Origin of the sequence: Gemmata sp. SH-PL17, assembly GCF_001610855.1 — a bacterium.
In the GTDB taxonomy this organism is placed as follows: Bacteria; Planctomycetota; Planctomycetia; order Gemmatales; family Gemmataceae; genus Gemmata; species Gemmata massiliana.
The window spans coordinates 8,869,912-8,889,682 of sequence record NZ_CP011271.1 but is presented as its reverse complement, the minus strand read 5'-3'; the positions used below and the strand labels follow the sequence as shown (position 1 = coordinate 8,889,682).

The following is a 19,771-nucleotide window of genomic DNA, read 5'->3' as shown; positions in this document are numbered from 1 at the left end:
AGTTCAAAATAGAAGCTCGTGCGGCGGCCGAACACCGTATCACTTCACGGCGTTCGGCGTCAATTACTTCTGGTTAGACCGGTACCCGGTGGTCATGATCGGCCCTTGTGCGGGCTGCTGAGCAGCCCGGTAATCCGGCTGGGTGTAGCGGTACCCCGCGAGGGCCGGATCACTCGGCGTGGAGACCACACGACCCTGCCACGTCGGTTGAACCGCAGCGCCTTGCGTTCCGCGTGCCGGCATCATGACTGCCCCCGCGCCTGCTCCGGGCTGCATCGGTTGCGGCTGTTGCAGCGGTACGGGCGCGTTGTACGTCGGCTGAACCGGTGAGTTGTAACCGCCCGCGTAAGTCGCACCGCAGCCGGTTGCGCACCCACCACCGGACGTGCAACTGAACAGTCCCTGGATCGGCCCGACATACGGGGCCGGGCGCATCTTGGGCAGTTCGGTCGGCGTGAGTTGGAAGCACAGCCACGACTTCATCCGCTCCCAGCACGGGCGCTCGCGCTCACAACCGACCGGCCCACACGCCACCGGTCCGCAGGCACTGTAGCCCGCACCGACACCCGGCGGGAGCGGCGGTACCGCGTACCCCGGTGCGGCGGAGATAGGAGCACTCGAATAACCCGCGACCACCGGACTGCGGACCGGCGACCACGTGGTGCGCGAGAACATGCGTGATCCGCCACCCCATGCACCGCCCGCCGGCGCGACCAAGTTCCCGTTTTGCAGCGCAGGAGGCGGAACGACCGGGGAGGTAGGCGCGAGCCAGCCGTCTTGGGCGCCCACCGGTGCGACGCAACACACCCCAGCCACCGCCGCGATGTAAAACCGTTTCATAGTTCCGCCTCCGTGCGGACGAGGTGATTCGACACTCCCAAACTCGACCACCCGGAGCCGGAAAGTGCAGTGCGAGAGGTTGTAGGGAAGGTGAACAAGTTGCGCACGATCGGCGCAACCGGCACAGATTACCAAACGGGCCGATTCAGACGAATGGTGGGTGAAAGTCGGAAGGCGCACGCAGTTGGTCGGTATCACCAATCCGAATCGTCGAAGAGAGAGGGTTGAACCGTTCGGCGCTTCGGTGCGGGGCGGTTCACACGAGCAACGGCACGGTTCGCGGAGTTGGGGCGCCGCACGAGGGTGATCGCTTTCGCCGCCACATCTTGCCGAGCGGTAATGACTTCCGTTGCCGGATTCAGAGCAACGAGTGCCTCGCGCCCGGCCACCGCCGCGAGTTCCGGTTTATTACAATCTTTGCTCAAGTGTAGTTGAACGAGGTGCGAAGGGAATCCTTCGCCCGAGCGCCCCGCGATGGTCGCGGTCAGTTCCGCGGCCTGTTTGTTCGAGAGGTGCCCCATATCGCCGAGCACGCGGTCCACGAGGAATTTGGGCCGCGGACTAGCTCGCTCCATGAGTTCGTCGTGGTTGTATTCCAGAGCGAGCACATCCACACCCGCGAACTCGGAAATCAGCTCCGGCGAACTGCACCCGAGGTCGGCCGCGTAGCCGATCGACCACGCGGGCGACGGCTGTTGGTCGTCGAGGCCGTCGATACGGAAGGCGTAAGTGGGTACGGAATCGTGTGACACGCGGATCGGTAGACAGGTGAGACCTTTGGTGAGTTCGACGAGGCGGCCGTCGGAGTATTCCCGCGCCAATCCCGCTGCGTTGAAGGTGGCGAACGACGAAGCGACGCGCTCCATGTGCTCGAAGTGCCTGGGGTGGGCGTACATCGGGATGCGGCGAGAGCGCAGGTCCGCGAGCGTGGCGTCTTTCCAGTGATCAGTGTGCGTGTGCGTGAGGACTACGGCCGACACGCGCTCCCACGACGCACCGATCGACTGGAGCCGCGCGGTGAGGAGTTTTGGGTGCAACCCGCAATCGATGAGTAGGCCGAACCCGTCGAATTCGAGCAAACTGGCGTTCCCGCCGCTACCACTCGCCAGCACTGTGAACCGGGCCGTCATCGGATGGCCTTCCCCCGGTAACTTCAACTACCGCGTCGAGCGGGACATAAGTCGAAGAAAGTATGAAGGTAAGTTTTACCCGCGCGCGAACTGCATTGAAAGGGCGGTAGGTTTTGTGCGTCGTTCCGGCTGCTTCGCTTCTGAGGAACGAATCACTCGCTCGTCACCGTGCACCGGAGACTTGGCGGACCGCGCCCCCGCGGCGCGGGTGAAATTATCGGCACAAAATCGACACGCGATCACTATTTCATGGTATAATGTACAAAAATACAGAATTCCACACTGCAAGCGTTGATGAAATGCGTTCAACGCGAGCACAGAAAGGCCAACACGATGCGAAACGCCATTTCTCCACAAACAACTATTAACAAAGCAATTACGACGAATTACCGGTACTAGCCGGCCCCGGAAAGGTTAGCAAATGTTAGCCGCACTCTGTGCGAGCCGTTGAGAGACTGAAGCACCCACGAAGTGAACCGCGTGCGTGTCTCACGTGTCGCTTCAGCAAAGCGAAACACGACTCGAACGTTGAGGCTCTGAGGTCATGCAATTCTGGTTCACAGCGGACACGCATTTCGGCCACGGCAACATCATCAAATATTGCCAGCGGCCGTTCATGTCGCGTGAGGAAAAAAATGCGACGCGGAACGATTCGCGTGCGAAGCTCCGTCTCTCCGACGAAACGGTCAAGCGCCACGACGACGCGATTCTGGACGCGATCAACTCCCGCGTTGCGCCCGACGACACGCTCTGGATCTTGGGCGACTTCTGTTGGGGCGGGTTCGCCGAAGCCCGGCACTACCGCGACCGCATCCGGTGCGAGAACGTGTTCCTCGTGTGGGGCAACCACGACCGCGGCGATATCGCGCCCGTATTCAGCGACACCATCGAACAGGGAATGATCCGCGCCGAGGGCCAAGAGATTTGGCTGAACCACTACCCGATGCGGAGCTGGAACAAGGCGTTCCACGGGAGCTGGCACCTCTACGGCCACGTCCACGGGCGGCTCCAACGCGAAGACGACGCGAACCTCGCCACGTTGGTCAAAGATGTAGGTGTCGATGCGTGCGAGTACCGGCCGATTAGCCTCGCTGAGCTACGCGACTACATGGCACCGCGAATCGATCGCTTCAACCGCAACAAGGCCGCGTTCGTAGCGGGCCAAGATGATACCGCAATTCCAATGTGAACAAACAAACTGCCGAATTTGATAATTCAAGCTTGTGCCACATCTGCGACCACTTCTGGATACGTTTTAGCCAGAACACCGCATCAAGATTAAATTTTTATGCGAGTATCCATTTTGGCGTATCGCTTGCACTCAATATTCTTTCTGGTAACAATGTAGCCATCGAAGAATTGAGGGTCGGCTATGCTCCGCGTGTTTGGCGCCGTCGCGGCTTTTCTCGTGTGCTTACACACCAACGCGGCTCCTCCCGTCGCGAGCCAAGCGGAAGCGTCCGCGGACAAGGCTCAGGCGATTGACGGCAAGGTTATGCCGCTCGCGGACGCGCTGAAGAAGCTCGGTGTGAAGGCCGACACAGACACTGCGGGCGTGGCACTCGTGACCGCTGATGGTGCCATCTACACACTCGTAAAAGACGAGAAAACACGCCTTTTGTTCCTCGATCCGCAACTCCATAATCGCGACGTGCGCCTCACCGCGAAGGTGCTTCCCGACACGCGCGTTCTGCATGTTGAGCGCGTGCAAACGGTCAAGAACGGGAAAGCTTTCAACGTGGATTATTGGTGCGAACAGTGTCAGCTCGACGCGACCGAACCAGGGCCGTGCAAGTGCTGCGGCGGTGAAACTGCACTACGCGAACTCCCGGCCAAGTAAGCTCCGCGGTCCTTCGATTTCGCATCCCAATCGGCCGTCCGGTTGGGGTCTTTCATTTCCCACGCGCGATCAAATCGCGACCCTATCTGGCTACATTTTGATCGCAACTCATTAAGTTCAGGCTAAACAAGAACCCGGCACGTTCCTTGCTATTGGTCCAACGCTACCCAACTCTTTGCACCCGTTACGTTACCCCAGGAGTGACCCGATGAAGTTCGGGCGACAGGCCGCGCTTGCGGCCATGATGATGGTTATTGGAATGTCCGCCGTTACCATCGGTGGCGCGCAGGAGAAGAAGGAGCAGCCCAAGGAGAAGCAAAAGGGCGGCGCCAAGCAGAAGACTTGGGACGAAGTCGCGGACGCGGGTGTCGCGTACCTCAAGACCACGCAGGCCGAAGACGGGACATGGAGCAAGACGAGTCACCCCGGTATCACCGCCGTCGTGCTGACGGGCCTGTTCAAGAGCGGGAAGGCGACCGCGGACGATGCGTTCGCGGCGAAGGGGCTGAAGTTCGTCGAGACGCTCGTGGACGAGAAAGAGGGCCACATCGCGGCCGGCGAGAACCTGCGCCACAAGTTCTACACGACCAGCGTGAACCTCCAGGCGCTCAAAGCCTCCGGCTCCAAGAAGTACGACAAGGTGATCGCGGATGCGGTCACGTACTTCAAGAAGGGCCAGGTCGGTTCGGCCGACGGTAAGAAGGAAGATGACTCAAACTACGGCGGCTTCGGGTACGGCCCGGGTACGCGCGGCGACATGTCCAACACACACTTTGTTCTCGATTCGCTCGTCGCGGCCGGCGTTCCGAAGGACGACGAGGTTTACAAAAAGACGCTCGTGTTCGTGAGCCGGTCCCAGAACCTCGAAAGCGAAGCCAACAAGTTGCCGTGGGCCGGGAAGATCAACGACGGCAGCTTCATCTACGTCAACGGCTCGGCGCCGGGTGGGACCACCGCCGCGGACGCCGCGCGCCCGGGCTACGGCAGCATGACGTATGCCGGGCTCAAGAGCCTCGCGATCTGCGGTGTGAGCAAGGATGACCCGCGCCACAAGAAGGCGCTGGAATGGGTGGCCAAGAACTACTCCGTGGACCTCAACCCGGGTCGGGCGGAAGGGGCCGGCGGACAGGGCTACTACTACTACCTCGTCGCGATGGCCCGGTGCTTCCACACGCTCGGCGTCGACGAAGTGGTGGACGCGGCCGGAAAGAAGCACGACTGGCGCGCCGAAATCACCCGCGCGCTCACGTTCCGTCAGCGCAAGGACGGGAGCTGGGGTAACGACTTCACCACCTGGATGGAAGGCGACCCGAACCTCGATACGGCCTTCGCGCTGATTGCGCTGAGTTACACCAAGCCCAAAAAGTAACTGCCTCGGTTATCAATCTGTAATGCGGTCGTCTTGTCAGCCAGTACAAACGGTTGGCGGGACGACCGCATCACCCCAAAGCTCTCACGCCCCACAAAGCGCGAACCGTTTATCTGCCAAACTGCTCGCAACGCGCTGCGGATTATCTTTCTTGGAGACGCCCCATGCCCGCGAAGAAGAGGATCGGCTTCACGCTGATCGAATTGCTAGTTGTTATCGCCATCATCGCTATTCTCATCGGCCTGTTGTTGCCCGCGGTTCAGAAGGTGCGAGAAGCTGCCGCGCGCATGAAGTGCCAAAACAACCTCAAACAGATCGGCCTCGCCATTCACATGTACGACCAGACCCAAGGGGTGCTGCCGAACATGAGCTTTTGCGGCGGCGGCTGCGAGGATACCAACCCGGGTATGCAAAACATCTTTTTCCGCTTTCGCCACTACCCGGTGGCCTTCGAGCTACTGCCCTACGTCGAACAGGACAATCTCTACAAGCAGTTCAACCTCAACAAATCCGGGACCGACAACACGACCCCCGGGATCGCCGGTGGCCTGACTAACCTCCAGTTGTCTTCCCAGCCCTTGAGCGTCTTCCTTTGCCCGTCCATGCCGGCCCCGGTCAACCCCGTGTTCGCCGGCTACGCGAGCTACGGATGGAACCGCGGCAACAGCGACGTCCGCTCCCCCGCTCAGTCGGGCGACATCTTCAAAACGGGGCAAGCATACGGGTTCACGCCCTCCGACGGGGTGTTCATCTCGGCGATGGACGCCGGCCTGAGTTACGACGGCGGTGTGGCGCTGGCAGCCAAGCACACCGCCGACCCGACCTGGTGGCAGCCCCCCAACACGTACAAGATCAAGCTCCAGAGCGTCACCGACGGGCTATCCAACACGATCGCCGCGGGCGACATGCACAACATCCTCAAGGGATACACCACGACGACCGTGAACAGCGTGTCCATTGGCACCACGGCTGTGGAGTCGGGCGGCCCGATCGCCTGGGGAGCTAGCGGCGGCGACTACTACAGCGAGGGCCGGACCACGGTGCCGATGAACACGCTCAGCGGCCCGTACTACAGCCGGAGCATCACGGACCCGGCCGCCCTGCACGACATCCTCTTCAGCAGCCCGATCTATTCGTTCCGCAGTACGCACACCGGCGGGTGCAACTTCCTGCTCTGCGACGGCTCAGCGAAGTTCATCCGTCAGTCCATCGACATGACCACCTACAAGGCGCTGGGCAGCCGCAATGGAGGTGAGGTGATCGGTGACTACTAGTCGCACACTGGTCGCCTTGGTCTGCGCGGCGGTGGCCGGGTGCGGCGGGGGGCTATCGGTCCCTGCCACCGCCCCGGTGTCCGGTACGGTGCAGTTTAGGGGCAAGCCGGTTGCCGGGGTGAAGGTGACGTTCCACCCCAAGTTCGACATGGGGGCCGTCAAGTTCACACCGAACGGGCTGACCGACAAGGACGGCCGGTTCGCCCTGAACACCGCCGCCCCGGGCGACGGCGCGCCGCCGGGCGAGTACGCGGTGACGTTCGAGTTGCCCCGCGTGACCGCGGACCAGCGCGGATTGGACACCGAGGTGGACGTGTGGAAGGGGAAGTACTCCGACCCGGGGAAGAGTACCTTCAAGGTGACCGTCCAGAAGGGTGATAACGCCCTCGAAACCTTCAAACTCGACTGACGCCCGCCATGCGCCTCGTCCTGTTGTTTGTCCTCGTAGCTCTCGCCGGGTGCGGTCAACTGACCGCGCCCGCGATCTCCGTGTATCCGGTAGAAGGGCAGTTGATCGTCAGTGGCATTCCGGCAGTAAACGCACAGGTCGCGTTCCACCCGATCGGTGAACCAACATCAAGTTATCACCCGGTCGGCACAACCGGCGCAGACGGGCGGTTCCGCCTCACAACGCGCACGACCGGGGATGGTGCGCCGGCCGGGGAGTACGCTGTCACGGTCATCTGGACCAACCACGAATTGTTCGGCGGTGACTGCCCGTGTGGTGCCGACCCGACACAGCACGACCGCCTCTGTGGGGCTTACGCCGATCCCGCAACTTCGCGACTCCGTGCAACGATTCGAGCGCAACACAACGAGATCACACTCGAAACAACGGTGGGTGGCGGAGGACGCGGGTGGAACTTACCTCGGTTGCAAGACGTAGGGAGGAAAACCGACCGAGTTACACCGACCGAACGTGACCGCGAGCAGCAGAAATGAGATCGTAAACGAAGACTTCGCGCACCGTCCAATCACGTCATTCGCGAACACAATGCTCAATCGGACAGTCGGACCATTCCGAACTTTCCGATTGCGAGCTTCGTGCGCACAAGCTAATATCTTGAGTTAGCTACAAACCACACTGCCTGCATTCTCACACCTGCCTCTCTCCCACCGGTCTGTTCTCCTATCGGAGCCTCTCATGTTGACCTTCTGGGGCGATCGTCAGAGGTACTGCGACAACATCAGCCGGCGCAACTTCCTGCGGATCGGCGCGTTCGGGGCCGGTCTCACACTCGCCGACGTGCTCCGACTCCGAGCGGCACAAAACCCCGTCACCCCAGCGAAGCCCACGCCGCAAAAAGCGGCGATCATGATCTACCTGCCGGGCGGCCCGTCGCACATCGACATGTACGACCTGAAGCCCGAAGCTCCGAAGGAGTTCCGCGGGGAGTTCAAGCCCATCCAGACGAACGTCCCCGGGGTGCAAATCTGCGAGCACATGCCGCTCCAGGCCCGCATGTGGGACAAGCTCGCCTGCGTCCGTTCGCTCATTTCCACTGAGGAACACAGCGACTCGCTCGTGAGCACCGGTTACAGCGAGGTCGCGAACCGTATCTCGTCGCACCCGGCCTTCGGGTCCGTGATCTCGAAGTTGCGCGGGGATAGCGGCAACGACGTTCCGCCGTTCGTCAGTCTTCGTGGAGGCGGGAGCCCGGGCACCGAGCCGGGCTACCTCGGCGTCGGGCACAGACCGTTCACGCCCAGCGGTGCCGGGGTCGAGAACCTCCGGCTCGCTAACGGCGTGAACACGAGCCGGATGGACGACCGCAAAGACCTCCTCGGCAAATTCGACACCGCGCGCCGGGAGATCGACGCGAGCGGCACCATGAAGGGCATGGACTCGTTCGCCGGTCGCGCGTTCGACATGATCGCGTCCGGGATCGTCCGGAAGGCCCTCGATCTGAAGAACGAAGACCCCAAGACACGCGACCGGTACAAGGGCGTTGAACAATTCCTTACCGCGCGACGGCTTGTTGAAGCAGGGGTCGGCTGCGTAACGTTGAGCTACGGCGGGTGGGACACGCACACGAGCAACTTCAAAGAACTGAAGCGGATGCTCCCGGAACTGGACCGCGGGATCGCGAACTTGGTTCAAGACCTGCACGATCGCGGGATGCAGGACGACGTGATCACCGTAGTGTGGGGCGAGTTCGGACGCACCCCGAAGATCAACAGTTCGGACGCGGGCCGCGATCACTGGGCGCCTGTAATGAGCGCACTGATTGCCGGTGGTGGGCTCAAGATGGGCCAGATGATCGGGAGCACTTCTGCGAAGGGCGAGTACCCAAAGGAGCGGCCTTACAAGGTGCCGCACCTGTTGAGCACGATCTACAGCGCGATGGGCATCGACCCGAGCTACACGTTCCCGAACGGGGCCGGCCGACCGATGTACATCCTCGACGACCGCGACAAGGTCGAAGAACTGCTCTGAGCGAACCACCAAGCCAAGTAACGAAACCGGGAGCCACAAAGCTCCCGGTTTTCATTTGATCTGCGTCACAACACCAGCATCGCGTCGCCGTAACTGAAGAACCGGTATTCGTTCGCGACGGCTTCGGCGTAAGCCCGTTGAAGCAACTCGCTGCCAGTGAAGGCGCCAACGAGCAGCAAGAGCGTCGTTCGCGGAAGGTGGAAGTTCGTCACGAGAGCGCTAATCGCGCGGAACTCGAACGGCTCGTGGATGAACAGGTTCGTTTCGCCACAAAATGGCTGAGGCGTTCCGGACCGCGCTGCCGTTTCCAGCGTGCGGGTCGTGGTGGTGCCAACCGCGACTACACGCCCCCCGCGCTCCTTTGTCGCGCGAATGGCATCCACCACATCCTGCGTCACCGCGCACCACTCGCTGTGAATCACGTGCTTCGTCGGGTCTTCTTCTTTCACGGGCGCGAACGTGCCCAAGCCGACGTGCAGGGTAACGCGAGCCGTGCCGATTCCTTTGGCCGCAAGCCGGTCGAATAGTGCCGGGGTGAAATGCAATCCCGCTGTTGGTGCCGCGACCGAGCCGGCCGCGTTCCCACTGGCGTAAACGGTCTGGTAGCGCTCGCGGTCCGCGGTCTCTTCGCGGCCCTTGCGGATGTACGGCGGGAGCGGGATGTGCCCGTAGCGCCCGAGTAATTCCGGCGGCGTGCCCTCTTCGTCGGGTCGCATGAGCCAGTGGCGCTCGGCTGTTCGTCCGCAAAGCACGAGGCGCAAGTTCGTGTCCGTCACGAACGCGGTGCCGATTTCGGGGTACCCGCGTGTCTGTGCGAGCATCTCCCACGAGCCGTCTTCGGTTGTGCGGAGGAACAAGCCCTCCCACTTCCCGCCGGTCTGTTCGCGCCGGCCCACCACGCGCGCGGGAAGTACCCGCGTGTCGTTGAGCACGACGAGATCACCAGGGCTAAGAAGATCGGGTAGATCGCGGAACGTGTGGTGCGTGATCGAATTCTCAGAGCGACGCACGACGAGCAGCCGGGCGGAGTCACGCTCCGCAGCCGGGTGTTGCGCGATCAGATGTTCGGGCAGGTAGTAGTCGAAGAAATGCACGAAATGTTCCGGAGCGGGGTTCCGAGTTTCTGTGGTTGAAGCGAACTCGGAACCCGGCATTGGGGACTTACTTGAAGTTCTTCAGCCACTCGTCGAACTCTTTCTTGTGCTTCTCGACGGTCTTCGCCGGCCCGAGGAGGGTGAGCGAGTACACCGCGTCCTTCCCCTCGAAAATGACGTAGATCTGGCGGTAGTTTTCGACCTTCGTGACCTTCGCGTTCGGATCGAACGGCGGGAACTTCTTCAGGAACGTGCCGCTGATGTCCTGATAAGTGGCGTCTTCTTTACCAATCTTGATCTTGGACACGGCCGGCTTCTTGTCCGCGGCCAGCTCGAACTTCTTCACTTGGCGGTCGAGGTTCGCTTCGACCGTTCCGCCCCCGGGCGAGGCAAAGAGGGCCAGTTCCGCGTCCTCGGGGTCACCCGCTTCCTTGGCCAATTTGAATTGGGCCAATCGCATCTTGTTCGATGGGGTTTCTTCCTTCCACCCGGTTGGCGTGGTGGATTTTAGCCCGCCCCACTCGACCGCGACGCCCTTATCGGCAGCGCCCACGGCGCTCGCGAAGACCGCAGTCAATACGGAAGCGAACAGCATACGCATGGAGATGACCCTTCGGAAGGAACAGACGAGTTCCGACACCGGGGACATTCTACACCCGTCGTTCAGAAGTAGAACCCCATCGCCCGTATCTGCTGATACTGTTGAGTGAGAGCTTCGTTAAGTTGGCGAGGGATGAGTAAAGAACCGTACCACGCGGCCCGGTGTGAGTCGAGAGTGGGGCGAACACCGACTGCTCGCGGCATCGGTGCCACTTCCGCGGTGTCCGGTTCGTTCTCGTCTTCGTCCGCGGCAGGCGGGATGGGCTTCGCCGGGGTGGGAACGGTGAACTCGTTCGGTTCGGTCGTGTCGAATGGAACTCCAGTCACTTTGCTTGGGGCCGGATCGAGTAGCGCATCGGTGTCGGTCACTTCAACGACGTTCGCCAGCACCACCGACTCCGCGGGCGCTTGAACCGTGGTCGTTTCTGGTTCTGTGGCCGGTGTCGGCTTCGCGAAGAACGCAAAGTGAACGATCGCGTACCCCAGGACGGCGCTCGTTGCGCTAATTGCCACGACCATTCGCATGGCGGCTCCTTGATTGCCGGGAAACGACAAGCGCGGAGCAATAGCGGTGCGCGGGAGTTGGGGCAAGCTCAACCGATCACGGGTTGTCGTTCGGTGATACGTAGTCGAGTGACCCACTCGCTCAAGAATGCCGCCCTTGCCCGGGCCGCGTGGTCAGCCTCGTCGGGTGAAACACACACAAATTGCACCCGGTCGTTTGGGCGGAGCTGAGCGAGTAGATCGAGGTCGGCGCGGATGAGGTGTGCGACCTTTGGGTACCCACCAATCGTTTGACCGTCGACCCCGAGAACAATCGGCAGCCCGTCGTTCGTCACCTGCACGGCTCCCGGGGCCACGGCTTCTGACACGAGTTCGCCGGGCACACGCGAAAGTGGCGCCCCTTTCAAGCGAAGCCCCATACGATTGCTCGCGGCCGATACTTCGTAGGTCTGGGTGAAGAATGTGTCGTCGGTGAACCAGTCGCGTTGGGGACCGTTGAGCACGCGGAGTGGGTGGGCAGAACCTACCCCCCCGTCCCCCCTCCCTGAAGGGAAGGGGGAGCAGGTATGCTCACCCGCGGTGTTTGAGGCAATGTTTGCGGACAATTCTTTCTCCCCCTTCCCTTCAGGGAGGGGGGACGGGGGGGTAGGTCTTGCCTCACAGAACGGCAAGCTACGCGACTCTGTGCGGCTTACAGCACACTGGAGCGTGTCCCCGGCCCGAATCGGCTCCAGTGCCGAACGGCTACCGAGTATCTCTTCTGCGTGAAAGCCCCCTGCGACGCACAGATATGCTCGTGCGCCGGTGCGCGTACCGCCCACACGCAGTATGTCACCGGGTTCGAGTGTGAATGTAGTGCCCGTTGGCAGCGGGTTCCCGTTTAGCGTGCTCTGAAACGGCGCACCGAAGATGACGCACGCGACCGGATGATGAGCCTCAAGTGTTGGTCCTGCAAATGCGACTTCCAGCGCGACCGCGTGGGGCGGATTGCCGACAAGTGCGTTGCCCAAAGTGAGTGCGGCGCGGTCGGCGGCGCCGCCAACGGATATGCCGAGCGCCCGGCTGCGCTCACGCCCGAAATCGACGAGTAGCGATTGCAACCCGGGTTCACGAACAGTCAGGCTCATAATCCTGGGATCGCGGGCGTCTCGCCCGCTTTTGGAATGAGGGGGAAGCGGGCAAGATGCCCGCGGTCCCGGGGAAACTCATACGAACGCCTTGAGCGTGAACCCGCGTTCCAGAAGCGACGCACGAACGGCTTTCGTGAACGCGACCGCGTCCGGGTTGTCGCCGTGAACGCAGATCGTCCGCACGCCCTTTTCGCGCACCAGCCATTCGATTTGCTTCACGGCCTCAGCCGGTTCGTGTATGAACGCATCCGGTTCGCTGCGTGGCACCAGTGACCCATCTGGGCGGTAGCGGCGGTCCGCGAACCCTTCCGCAAAGAACGGAACACGGTCCGTAGCCTCGGCTCCGAGCCAGGATTGAGGGAGTCCAATTACAGGTAGTTCAAACACTTTGGCAGCGTCGATGACACCAACGGCGATGTCCTCGTCACGACACGCTTGGTTGTAGAGTGCGCCGTGTGGTTTGATGTACTTCACACCAACACCATACGCTTTGGCTAGCGCTACCAGCGCCCCAACTTGGTACAGGCACTCGTGCGCGATCTCGCGCGGAGTCAGGTTGAGTTCGCGCCGACCGAAGTTCTCGCGATCTGGGTAGCCGGGGTGAGCACCGATCGTAACGCCGAACTGTTTCGTGAGCGCCAGCGTGGACGCGATCTCATTCGGTCCGCCCGCGTGCGCGCCGCAGCACACGTTCGCGGAGGTGATGAACGGCATCAACTCGGCGTCGAAGCCCGCCCCCTCGCCGAGATCCGCGTTCAGATCGATTTCCATCGGGTGGTCTCGTTACTTCAGCAAGCCCTTTGCAATCAGTCCGAAAATGACCCCGGCCAAGAGCAGTCGATACACGACGAACGTGGCCGTGCTGTTCCGCTTGAGGAAGCTCAACAGAAACGCGATTGCCAAGTACCCAACGACTGCCGACACGAGCAACCCGACACCCAGTGCTGCGATCTGATCACTCGCGAACAGCGTGGCTCGCTCGTCGTACATCTCCTTCATCCCGGCACCCAGAATGGCGGGGAGGGAGAGCAAGAATGAAAACCGCGCCGCGACCGGACGCGCGAAGCCTGCGAACAGCCCAGCGGTGATTGTTGTTCCGGACCGTGAGCCGCCCGGCATCAGCGCGAGGGCCTGAAACAACCCGACCCACAGCGCATCGAGCCAGTTGATGTTCCCTTCTTCACGCGGGGGCAGTCCGCGATTCGTCCGCCTCGTGACCCACCATTCGGAGGCCGCCATTAGCAGTGCGAACACAATCGCCACAACAGCGATTGGCGCGGGGTGAAAGAAGTTCGCCTTCAGCCACTTCTTGAGAGTGAACCCGATCACCATCACGGGCACGGTCCCGAGCACAATGAGCCAGCCGATTCGCGAATCGGGTGTGCTCGCGAGTCGTCGGGCGCGGATGTCCGCCCAAAGCCCGTTCAGCATCCGAATAATGTCCGCGCGGAAGTACACAAACACGGCCGCGAGTGTACCGAGCTGGATGACAACGGTGAAAGCGTCTTCGGGGTTCTCGTGCCCGAGTAGTTGTCGCGCAATGAGCAAGTGGGCCGTGCTACTGATCGGGAGGAATTCGGTCAGTCCTTGAATGAGGCCGAGTAACGCGGCTTCCCAGATGGGCATTCGCCCTCCCCAATCGGTATGATGACTCGACTGTTATTCGGAGCGTTCCATGCACGTTTTGCGTTCTACCGTTCTAGCGATCTCGGTAACCGCCGGCGCTCTGTTCGCGCCGAGTTCCGCTCGCGCACACGACATGAACGCGACGGTCAAAGTCGAACCGACATCGGTGCGCGTGGAAGTGTTCTTTGAGGACGATCTGCCCGCCGAATTAGCCAAAGCAACCGTCACTAATTCTGCAGGCGCGGAAGTTGCTGTTGGTACGACCGACGAGCGCGGCGTGTGGACGTTCCCAACACCCGCACCGGGCGAATACACACTCACGGCCAAGTGCATCGGCCACACCGCAACGGTGCAATTTTCGGTTGCGGGTAGCCCAGAGGAGCCTCCCGTTTCTTACACCGGCGAGCGACTGAATAAGACTGTTGGCTTGACTATTGGTGTGGGTGGATTGTTGGGTATCTCCGCGGTGTTTTGGCTGTTACGCCGCCGACACCGCGAGTAAAATGCCCGTGCCCGTCTCCGGAGTGTTTTCATGTCGCCCGAAAACCAGATTTCGACGGATACCCCCAACGAACTCACCATCGGTCACACGGCCGATGTCCCGATGGCGGACGGCGCCACGTCGGGAGCCGAGTCGCTACTCAATCACCTCAAACAAGCCTCCAAGTTTGTTCCTCGACCCGCCCCCGGTGCGCCCCAAATTCCGGACTACGAGATCCTCGAAGAACTCGGGCACGGGGGAATGGGAATCGTTTTTAAGGCGCGGCACCTGCCACTGAATCGCGTTGTTGCGCTCAAAATGGTCCTCACGTCCGATCAGCTCTCGCCCAGCGAGATCGCGCGGTTCCGAGGGGAAGCCGAAGCGGTCGCGGCGATCAAGCATACGAACGTGGTCCGTGTGTATGAACTCAGTCCGTTCGAGTCGGAGCGGCCGTACTTCACAATGGAGTTTGTGGAAAACGGGAGTTTGGCCAAGTTCCTGAAAGAGCACAAGCGACTTGATCCTTACCAGGCGGCCGAACTCATTGCGCGCGTCGCCGACGGTCTGCAAGCCGCACACGACGCGGACGTCGTTCATCGCGATATCAAACCCGCCAACATTCTGCTGAGTGCGGAACCCAAGTCTAACGGCTCGTCTCCGACGTCGCGGTTCCCGTTCCTTCCACAGGTATCCGACTTCGGTCTCGCCAAGCGCCTCGCCACGGACGTCACGCGCACACAAGGGCCGGCCGGAACTCCGGCGTACATGGCCCCGGAACAAGCCGGCGGTAAGGCCAAGTTCGTTGGCCCCGCAGCAGACGTATACGCACTGGGAGTCGTTCTCTACGAGTGCCTCACCGAGAAACCACCGTTCGATGACCAGAACCAGTGGGTCACGGTGCAGCAAGTCCTCGACGCCACGCCTGTTTCACCGCGGGTGGCGGTCCCGAGCCTGCCGCGCGACCTGGAACTGATCTGCCTCAAGTGTCTGGAAAAAGAGCCGCACCATCGCTATCCGAGTGCCGCGGCGCTGGCCGACGATCTGCGGCGATTCCTTGCTGGGTTGCCGGTGAGTGTCCGCCCGATCGGTCCCGTCACGCGCGTTCTGCGATGGGCGCGCCGTCGCCCGACGGCCGCGGCGCTGGTAGCCCTGTGCGCGGGTCTTTTATTCGCGGTGCCACCGCTGGCTGTTTGGGAACAGGGGCGTCTCGATCAGCGCGGTGCCGATGCCGCCGCCGCGCAAGAAGCCGCGCGCCTGGCTAAACTCGCGGAAGACCGAGAAAAAGAGGCGCACGCCGCTACTGCCAAGTCCGTGGTCGCGGCACTGAAACTTGCTGATGCGCAAGAACTGTTCGCGATCCAAAACAAGCTCCGGACTCGCGCCGCGGATCGCCCTCTGTCTTGGACGCTCGCCAATCACGCGGACTTGTCCAAAGCAGTGAAACTGGTCACAAACGACTCGGCCGCGGTGACCGATCTTCGCTCCGCGGCTGCGGTTGCCCTTCTCAATGCGGACCTGCAAGAACTTTCGCCAGTCGTTAAAGGCTTCAGCGCGTCGGCTGCGGCAACCGATCCGAAAACGGGAATGGTTGCCATCGGGCAGTACCTCATTTGGGCTTCGTTACCGGTGAGGGTACACCTGATCGAACCATCCACCGGAACAATTACTCGTGAATTGACTTTCACCGCGGGTTTGGTTCGCGATCCGGCGGCAAACATTAAGAGAGCCCCGGACTACGTGTCTTCCCTCGTTTTCAGTTCCGATGGGAAGCGCCTTTATGTCGGAACGAGAAGTTCCCAGGTGATCCGATTCGACCTGGATAAGCCCGGGAAAGAACCTGCCAAAGTGTGGAAAGCCTCGATAACTGCGCTCGAGCAAATTGCTCTCAGCCCAGACGGTAAAACGCTCTACGGTCTCTGTCGGCCCGAGAAAGCGGTGCATGCGTGGTCGACCGATACCGGTAAGTTGCTCGGCAAACTGGAACCCGCAGGGGAAGCTCCGATCACATCGTTTGCGGTACTCGCGAACGGTGAGGTGCTTACATGCGATGCCGCTCAAATTCGGCGATGGGGACCGAACCGACGTATGACGCAAGCGGTTACGAACCCCGGCGCGTGGCGCCTCGCGGTCACTTCGACGAACTGCTTGCTCGTCGGCGATAGGCGCAACCTCGATACATACGACCGACAGGCACTCACCCCGCTCGAACGATTCGAGACGCCCGAGCTGCGGCGCGGAATTCACGAAGACTACGTCAGAACAATTGTGGAACACCCGTCGGGCGCGTACATCGCAACCTCGTCCGGTGACTCTGACCGCACCGTGCGCGTGTGGGAACTGGCGTCTGGCAAGCTCGTGGGGACCGTTTCAGTAACGGGTACGGGACCGATCGCGCTTGCGTGGTCCGGTGACGGGAAGACGCTGTTTGCGACGGCCTACGACCAACTGGCGCGGTGGTCGTTCCGGGCACCAGATGCACAGCAGTTCGCGTGTGTTGACGGGTCAACGATTGCCGCTGCCGCGTTCGGTTCGAGTGACCGAATCGCGGCGCTCACCGATCAAATTGGTGTCAACCGCGAGTTCCTGATGGGACCGGTTGGTACGACCAAGAATTCAACTCAGATTTCGGACCGTGGCGGGAACGGGCGCGCGGGGGTTGCAGCAGCCCCTGATGGTAAGTTGGCGGTCACTCCCGCGGTGCCGGGGCTCATCGGGTGGTCGTCCGGCACTCCGATTCCTTCTCCCGCGTTCACAACAAAAATCACCTGGTGCCCGCGCTTCGACCCGAGCGGGAATACGCTTTGGGCACTTGTGGATGCCACCGAACTAATGGCATTCGACCCAGCAACGAAAGCGGTGCGCGCGACCTGGAGTAACGCCGCGAGTACCGTCGCGAGCGGCGTGGCGAGTCTGGATGCACTCGCTGTGGGGCGCGCGGTAGTCGCTGTGGGCAGCCGCAACGGTTCGGTTTACTGGTTGAAACCCGAGACGTGTGAACTCGTCACTTCGTTTCCGAACTTCGGTGATCCGGTCCAGTCTGTTGCGATCACCCCGGACGAATCACTTATCGTCGCGGGTACGCAGAATGGGAAACTGCGCGTTATTCGCACCGCGGATCAGAAAGAACAGGCTGCCGCTACTGCTCACACCGGAGGGACGACTGCGATCTCCGTAAGTCGTGACGGATTGCTGCTCGCGACCGGGGGACGCGACCGCGTGGTGCGTTTGTGGAAGCGTGACGGTGATCGGTTCGAGCCACTCTTCGCGGTGTCCGATCTCAGTGGTCCGGTGCGCGAACTTCAGTTCCATTCTGCGGATAACCGCCTGCTGGTGCTGGTAGCTCAGGAACACGCGGTTCGTGTGTGGGACGTGGACGCGCTGAAAGCACAGCTCGGCCAGTTTCAGCTCGCGTGGTGAAGTGCGCTATAATCCCGTAATTTTCCGCACGGCGGGGCGATTGCTCTGTGCGGCAGTGATTCGCACGTCCGAGGGACAAGTGCGCTGTAAGAGCACGTGGCACATCATCGCAGTGCCGAGGTTCTGGTCCGGATCGGCCTCACCCAGCGCATAAGCCGTTCGGCACTCGTCCGATGTGAGCCGCTCGCGTTCCTCGGACCAGTCGCGGAACGCGGCCCAGAGCCAGTGACGCGCCGGATGGTTCGGCGAAGTTTGCGCATATCGCGCGAAATCACTCGCGCTTTCCGGGGTTACGATTCCGGTCGCGAACCAACTGATCGGGAACAGTGTGGGTGGGTTCATCCAACGTGTGTGTCGCGCCCCGGTAGCGGGTACACTTCCATCATACCATATGTGGTGTCACTCATACCGAGTGCACGGTAGGTGGACTGGGCGCGTGAGTTCTCCAGGTCGAAGTAGAGCCGCAGTCCGATTACGTTGGGATCGGCCGCAGCTCGTTGTTCGATCGCACGATAGAGCACACGGAATACCCCCCCGCGGCGCGCGTCTTCGCGCACGTACACGCTCTGTATCCACCAGAACCAGCCGTTCCGCCAGTCACTCCACTCGAATGTGACCATCATCTGCCCGACGACTTCCTCGTCGCGCTCGGCCACGGTGTAGAACCCGCGCGCGGGATCGGCGAGAACCGCGCGGACGCCGGCCGTGAGTACGACAGGGTCGAGTCGCTTGTGTTCTGTCTCCCATGCGATCGCAGTGTTGAACGCGACGAGCACCGCTTCGTCGGCCGGTGTCGCGGGGCGAATGGACAGATTCATATCACGCTCCACTAACAGAGTGCGGTTCTTCCCGTTTCGGCGCGGTACGCTAAGACAAGCCCCCAGAGTCCCGAGTTCCGCCAGGAGCCGACAGTGGATCTCAGATCGTACATTCGCGACGTGCCGGACTTTCCCAAGCCCGGCGTTCTGTTCAAAGACATCATGCCGCTACTCGGCAGCCCAGAGGCGTTCGCGGCCGCGGTCGCTCAACTCGCAGGCCACTATCCGGTTAACAGTATCGATGTTATCGCCGCGGCCGAGGCCCGCGGGTTCCTGTTCGCCGCGCCGATGGCGCTCGCGCTCAAGAAGCCGCTCGTGCCGCTCCGCAAGCCGGGTAAACTGCCGGGGGCGACCCACAGTCTCAAATACAACCTCGAATACGGCTCGGCCGAACTGCACGTCCACGCGGACGCGATCCGTCCCGGCGCACAGGTGTTGGTCGTGGACGATGTGCTGGCGACCGGCGGTACGATGGCCGCTGCGTGCAAGCTCATCGAGCACGCCGGGGGTACGGTTGTTGGGTGCGCGTTCCTCCTCGAACTGGCGTTCCTGAACGGCCGCGCGCCGTTAACCGGTTACGACGTTTTCAGCCTCCTGACCTACTGACCTCTTTCACATCTGAGGCGCTCATGTCCCGCGACCCACGCGACGATTACTACGACAACGATCCGGACCGCGCCGAACGCGAGCGCGATTTCGATGACGATCAAAGTGAGCGCGACGAGGCCGTTATTCAGCGCGCGAAGGGCAAGGTCATGGCGCCCGCGATCGGGCTGATAGTGGTGGCTGCGTTCGGGTTGGTCTCGCTCGTTTGGGGTGCGGTCCGGTATTCGGCACTGGACGCTCAATTTGACGAAAACATTAAGCAAATCGAAGACAATCCAGGTATACCCAAGAATCAAAAACAAGATCAAATTCAACTGGTCAACCAGATCCGCGACGTGACGAAAGCCGCTTGGTTCCCGTGTTACGGCCTGATTGTGGTTCTCTCGGCGGTGATACTTGTTGGTGCGGTGAAGCTGATGACTTTAGGTGGTACCTTCTGGCCAATGACTGCGTCCATTCTTTCGATCATCCCATGTACGAATGGGTGCTGCTTTATCGGCATTGTGTTTGGTATCTGGACACTGGTAGTTCTCGGTCAGCCGGACGTGAAGGCCGGGTTCGCCGCGCGCCGTCGGGCCGCGTATTCCCCCGATCGGTACTAAACG

21 protein-coding genes are annotated in these 19,771 nt (G+C 61.5%); 11 read left to right on the top strand and 10 right to left on the bottom strand.

Annotated elements, in window-relative coordinates:
- Positions 1-63: 63 nt before the first annotated feature.
- Both VT84_RS37245 and VT84_RS37240 read right to left on the bottom strand, forming a co-directional pair.
- A complete protein-coding gene (locus VT84_RS37245) occupies positions 64-840 on the bottom strand; it encodes a hypothetical protein (RefSeq protein WP_052549590.1) in 777 nt (258 codons plus the stop codon).
- Positions 841-1,034: 194 nt separating this feature from the next.
- Positions 1,035-1,970, bottom strand: coding sequence for an MBL fold metallo-hydrolase (locus VT84_RS37240; RefSeq protein ID WP_052549591.1), 936 nt, complete (start codon positions 1,968-1,970; stop codon positions 1,035-1,037).
- 544 nt (positions 1,971-2,514) lie between these two features.
- On the opposite strand from VT84_RS37240, the gene VT84_RS37235 reads away from it, so the two are divergent.
- From VT84_RS37235 to VT84_RS37205, 7 genes are all read left to right on the top strand, one after another.
- Complete coding sequence (locus tag VT84_RS37235) at positions 2,515-3,159, top strand: metallophosphoesterase (RefSeq protein ID WP_082843116.1); 645 nt, start codon at positions 2,515-2,517, stop codon at positions 3,157-3,159.
- A gap of 183 nt (positions 3,160-3,342) precedes the next feature.
- Positions 3,343-3,810 (top strand): hypothetical protein, encoded by a 468-nt coding sequence (locus VT84_RS37230; RefSeq protein ID WP_082843115.1) that lies wholly within the window; start codon positions 3,343-3,345, stop codon positions 3,808-3,810.
- Positions 3,811-4,018: 208 nt separating this feature from the next.
- Positions 4,019-5,179 (top strand): prenyltransferase/squalene oxidase repeat-containing protein, encoded by a 1,161-nt coding sequence (locus tag VT84_RS37225; protein ID WP_082843114.1) that lies wholly within the window; start codon positions 4,019-4,021, stop codon positions 5,177-5,179.
- 164 nt (positions 5,180-5,343) lie between these two features.
- Complete coding sequence (locus VT84_RS37220) at positions 5,344-6,453, top strand: DUF1559 domain-containing protein (RefSeq protein WP_052549596.1); 1,110 nt, start codon at positions 5,344-5,346, stop codon at positions 6,451-6,453.
- Complete coding sequence (locus VT84_RS37215; protein WP_082843113.1) at positions 6,443-6,862, top strand: hypothetical protein; 420 nt, start codon at positions 6,443-6,445, stop codon at positions 6,860-6,862. The genes VT84_RS37220 and VT84_RS37215 overlap by 11 nt, the downstream gene beginning before the upstream one ends.
- Before the next feature lie 8 nt (positions 6,863-6,870).
- A complete protein-coding gene (locus VT84_RS37210) occupies positions 6,871-7,395 on the top strand; it encodes a hypothetical protein (protein WP_082843112.1) in 525 nt (174 codons plus the stop codon).
- 202 nt (positions 7,396-7,597) lie between these two features.
- Positions 7,598-8,890, top strand: coding sequence for a DUF1501 domain-containing protein (locus VT84_RS37205; protein ID WP_082843111.1), 1,293 nt, complete (start codon positions 7,598-7,600; stop codon positions 8,888-8,890).
- Between the two features lie 65 nt (positions 8,891-8,955).
- Here VT84_RS37205 and queA read toward each other — a convergent pair whose 3' ends face one another.
- From queA to uppP, 6 genes are all read right to left on the bottom strand, one after another.
- Positions 8,956-9,984, bottom strand: coding sequence for a tRNA preQ1(34) S-adenosylmethionine ribosyltransferase-isomerase QueA (queA, locus tag VT84_RS37200; protein ID WP_204249687.1), 1,029 nt, complete (start codon positions 9,982-9,984; stop codon positions 8,956-8,958).
- A gap of 67 nt (positions 9,985-10,051) precedes the next feature.
- Positions 10,052-10,585: a hypothetical protein gene (locus tag VT84_RS37195; RefSeq protein ID WP_239465600.1), complete on the bottom strand. Its 534-nt coding sequence runs from the start codon at positions 10,583-10,585 to the stop codon at positions 10,052-10,054.
- Between the two features lie 62 nt (positions 10,586-10,647).
- Positions 10,648-11,109: a hypothetical protein gene (locus VT84_RS37190; protein ID WP_157470284.1), complete on the bottom strand. Its 462-nt coding sequence runs from the start codon at positions 11,107-11,109 to the stop codon at positions 10,648-10,650.
- Between the two features lie 68 nt (positions 11,110-11,177).
- Positions 11,178-12,215, bottom strand: a complete 1,038-nt coding sequence (locus tag VT84_RS37185; RefSeq protein ID WP_082843108.1) for a biotin-dependent carboxyltransferase family protein — start codon at positions 12,213-12,215, stop codon at positions 11,178-11,180.
- Positions 12,216-12,293: 78 nt separating this feature from the next.
- Positions 12,294-12,989, bottom strand: coding sequence for a 5-oxoprolinase subunit PxpA (locus VT84_RS37180; protein WP_082843107.1), 696 nt, complete (start codon positions 12,987-12,989; stop codon positions 12,294-12,296).
- A gap of 12 nt (positions 12,990-13,001) precedes the next feature.
- Positions 13,002-13,844, bottom strand: a complete 843-nt coding sequence (gene uppP / locus VT84_RS37175; RefSeq protein ID WP_082843106.1) for an undecaprenyl-diphosphatase UppP — start codon at positions 13,842-13,844, stop codon at positions 13,002-13,004.
- A gap of 133 nt (positions 13,845-13,977) precedes the next feature.
- On the opposite strand from uppP, the gene VT84_RS37170 reads away from it, so the two are divergent.
- Together VT84_RS37170 and VT84_RS37165 are read left to right on the top strand one after the other, a co-directional pair.
- The gene (locus tag VT84_RS37170; RefSeq protein ID WP_157470281.1) at positions 13,978-14,346 is read left to right on the top strand and encodes a carboxypeptidase-like regulatory domain-containing protein; all 369 of its coding nucleotides are present in this window, start codon (positions 13,978-13,980) and stop codon (positions 14,344-14,346) included.
- Positions 14,347-14,376: 30 nt separating this feature from the next.
- Complete coding sequence (locus VT84_RS37165; protein WP_082843104.1) at positions 14,377-17,742, top strand: WD40 repeat domain-containing serine/threonine protein kinase; 3,366 nt, start codon at positions 14,377-14,379, stop codon at positions 17,740-17,742.
- Between the two features lie 6 nt (positions 17,743-17,748).
- Here VT84_RS37165 and VT84_RS37160 read toward each other — a convergent pair whose 3' ends face one another.
- Together VT84_RS37160 and VT84_RS37155 are read right to left on the bottom strand one after the other, a co-directional pair.
- The gene (locus VT84_RS37160; protein WP_082843103.1) at positions 17,749-18,084 is read right to left on the bottom strand and encodes a hypothetical protein; all 336 of its coding nucleotides are present in this window, start codon (positions 18,082-18,084) and stop codon (positions 17,749-17,751) included.
- Entirely contained in the window at positions 18,081-18,560 is a 480-nt protein-coding gene (locus VT84_RS37155; RefSeq protein ID WP_082843102.1) for a GNAT family N-acetyltransferase, read from the bottom strand. Before VT84_RS37155 ends, VT84_RS37160 begins: the two co-directional genes overlap by 4 nt.
- A gap of 93 nt (positions 18,561-18,653) precedes the next feature.
- Between VT84_RS37155 and VT84_RS37150 the strand changes: the two genes are divergently transcribed.
- Both VT84_RS37150 and VT84_RS37145 read left to right on the top strand, forming a co-directional pair.
- Entirely contained in the window at positions 18,654-19,166 is a 513-nt protein-coding gene (locus tag VT84_RS37150; RefSeq protein ID WP_082843101.1) for an adenine phosphoribosyltransferase, read from the top strand.
- 23 nt (positions 19,167-19,189) lie between these two features.
- Positions 19,190-19,768 (top strand): DUF1542 domain-containing protein, encoded by a 579-nt coding sequence (locus tag VT84_RS37145; RefSeq protein WP_082843100.1) that lies wholly within the window; start codon positions 19,190-19,192, stop codon positions 19,766-19,768.
- The last annotated feature ends 3 nt before the right edge of the window (positions 19,769-19,771 follow it).

What these genes read in the sequence shown, in the direction of transcription:
- VT84_RS37235 (WP_082843116.1), top strand. Translation starts at nt 2,515, where the DNA reads ATGCAATTCTGGTTCACAGCGGACACGCATTTCGGCCACGGCAACATC.
- VT84_RS37145 (WP_082843100.1), top strand. Translation starts at nt 19,190, where the DNA reads ATGTCCCGCGACCCACGCGACGATTACTACGACAACGATCCGGACCGC.
- VT84_RS37180 (WP_082843107.1), bottom strand. Translation starts at nt 12,989, where the DNA reads ATGGAAATCGATCTGAACGCGGATCTCGGCGAGGGGGCGGGCTTCGAC.
- VT84_RS37160 (WP_082843103.1), bottom strand. Translation starts at nt 18,084, where the DNA reads ATGAACCCACCCACACTGTTCCCGATCAGTTGGTTCGCGACCGGAATC.
- VT84_RS37205 (WP_082843111.1), top strand. Translation starts at nt 7,598, where the DNA reads ATGTTGACCTTCTGGGGCGATCGTCAGAGGTACTGCGACAACATCAGC.
- VT84_RS37230 (WP_082843115.1), top strand. Translation starts at nt 3,343, where the DNA reads ATGCTCCGCGTGTTTGGCGCCGTCGCGGCTTTTCTCGTGTGCTTACAC.
- uppP (WP_082843106.1), bottom strand. Translation starts at nt 13,844, where the DNA reads ATGCCCATCTGGGAAGCCGCGTTACTCGGCCTCATTCAAGGACTGACC.
- VT84_RS37210 (WP_082843112.1), top strand. Translation starts at nt 6,871, where the DNA reads ATGCGCCTCGTCCTGTTGTTTGTCCTCGTAGCTCTCGCCGGGTGCGGT.
- VT84_RS37195 (WP_239465600.1), bottom strand. Translation starts at nt 10,585, where the DNA reads ATGCGTATGCTGTTCGCTTCCGTATTGACTGCGGTCTTCGCGAGCGCC.
- VT84_RS37225 (WP_082843114.1), top strand. Translation starts at nt 4,019, where the DNA reads ATGAAGTTCGGGCGACAGGCCGCGCTTGCGGCCATGATGATGGTTATT.
- VT84_RS37190 (WP_157470284.1), bottom strand. Translation starts at nt 11,109, where the DNA reads ATGCGAATGGTCGTGGCAATTAGCGCAACGAGCGCCGTCCTGGGGTAC.
- VT84_RS37240 (WP_052549591.1), bottom strand. Translation starts at nt 1,970, where the DNA reads ATGACGGCCCGGTTCACAGTGCTGGCGAGTGGTAGCGGCGGGAACGCC.
- VT84_RS37245 (WP_052549590.1), bottom strand. Translation starts at nt 840, where the DNA reads ATGAAACGGTTTTACATCGCGGCGGTGGCTGGGGTGTGTTGCGTCGCA.
- VT84_RS37165 (WP_082843104.1), top strand. Translation starts at nt 14,377, where the DNA reads ATGTCGCCCGAAAACCAGATTTCGACGGATACCCCCAACGAACTCACC.
- VT84_RS37170 (WP_157470281.1), top strand. Translation starts at nt 13,978, where the DNA reads ATGAACGCGACGGTCAAAGTCGAACCGACATCGGTGCGCGTGGAAGTG.
- VT84_RS37155 (WP_082843102.1), bottom strand. Translation starts at nt 18,560, where the DNA reads ATGAATCTGTCCATTCGCCCCGCGACACCGGCCGACGAAGCGGTGCTC.
- VT84_RS37185 (WP_082843108.1), bottom strand. Translation starts at nt 12,215, where the DNA reads ATGAGCCTGACTGTTCGTGAACCCGGGTTGCAATCGCTACTCGTCGAT.
- VT84_RS37220 (WP_052549596.1), top strand. Translation starts at nt 5,344, where the DNA reads ATGCCCGCGAAGAAGAGGATCGGCTTCACGCTGATCGAATTGCTAGTT.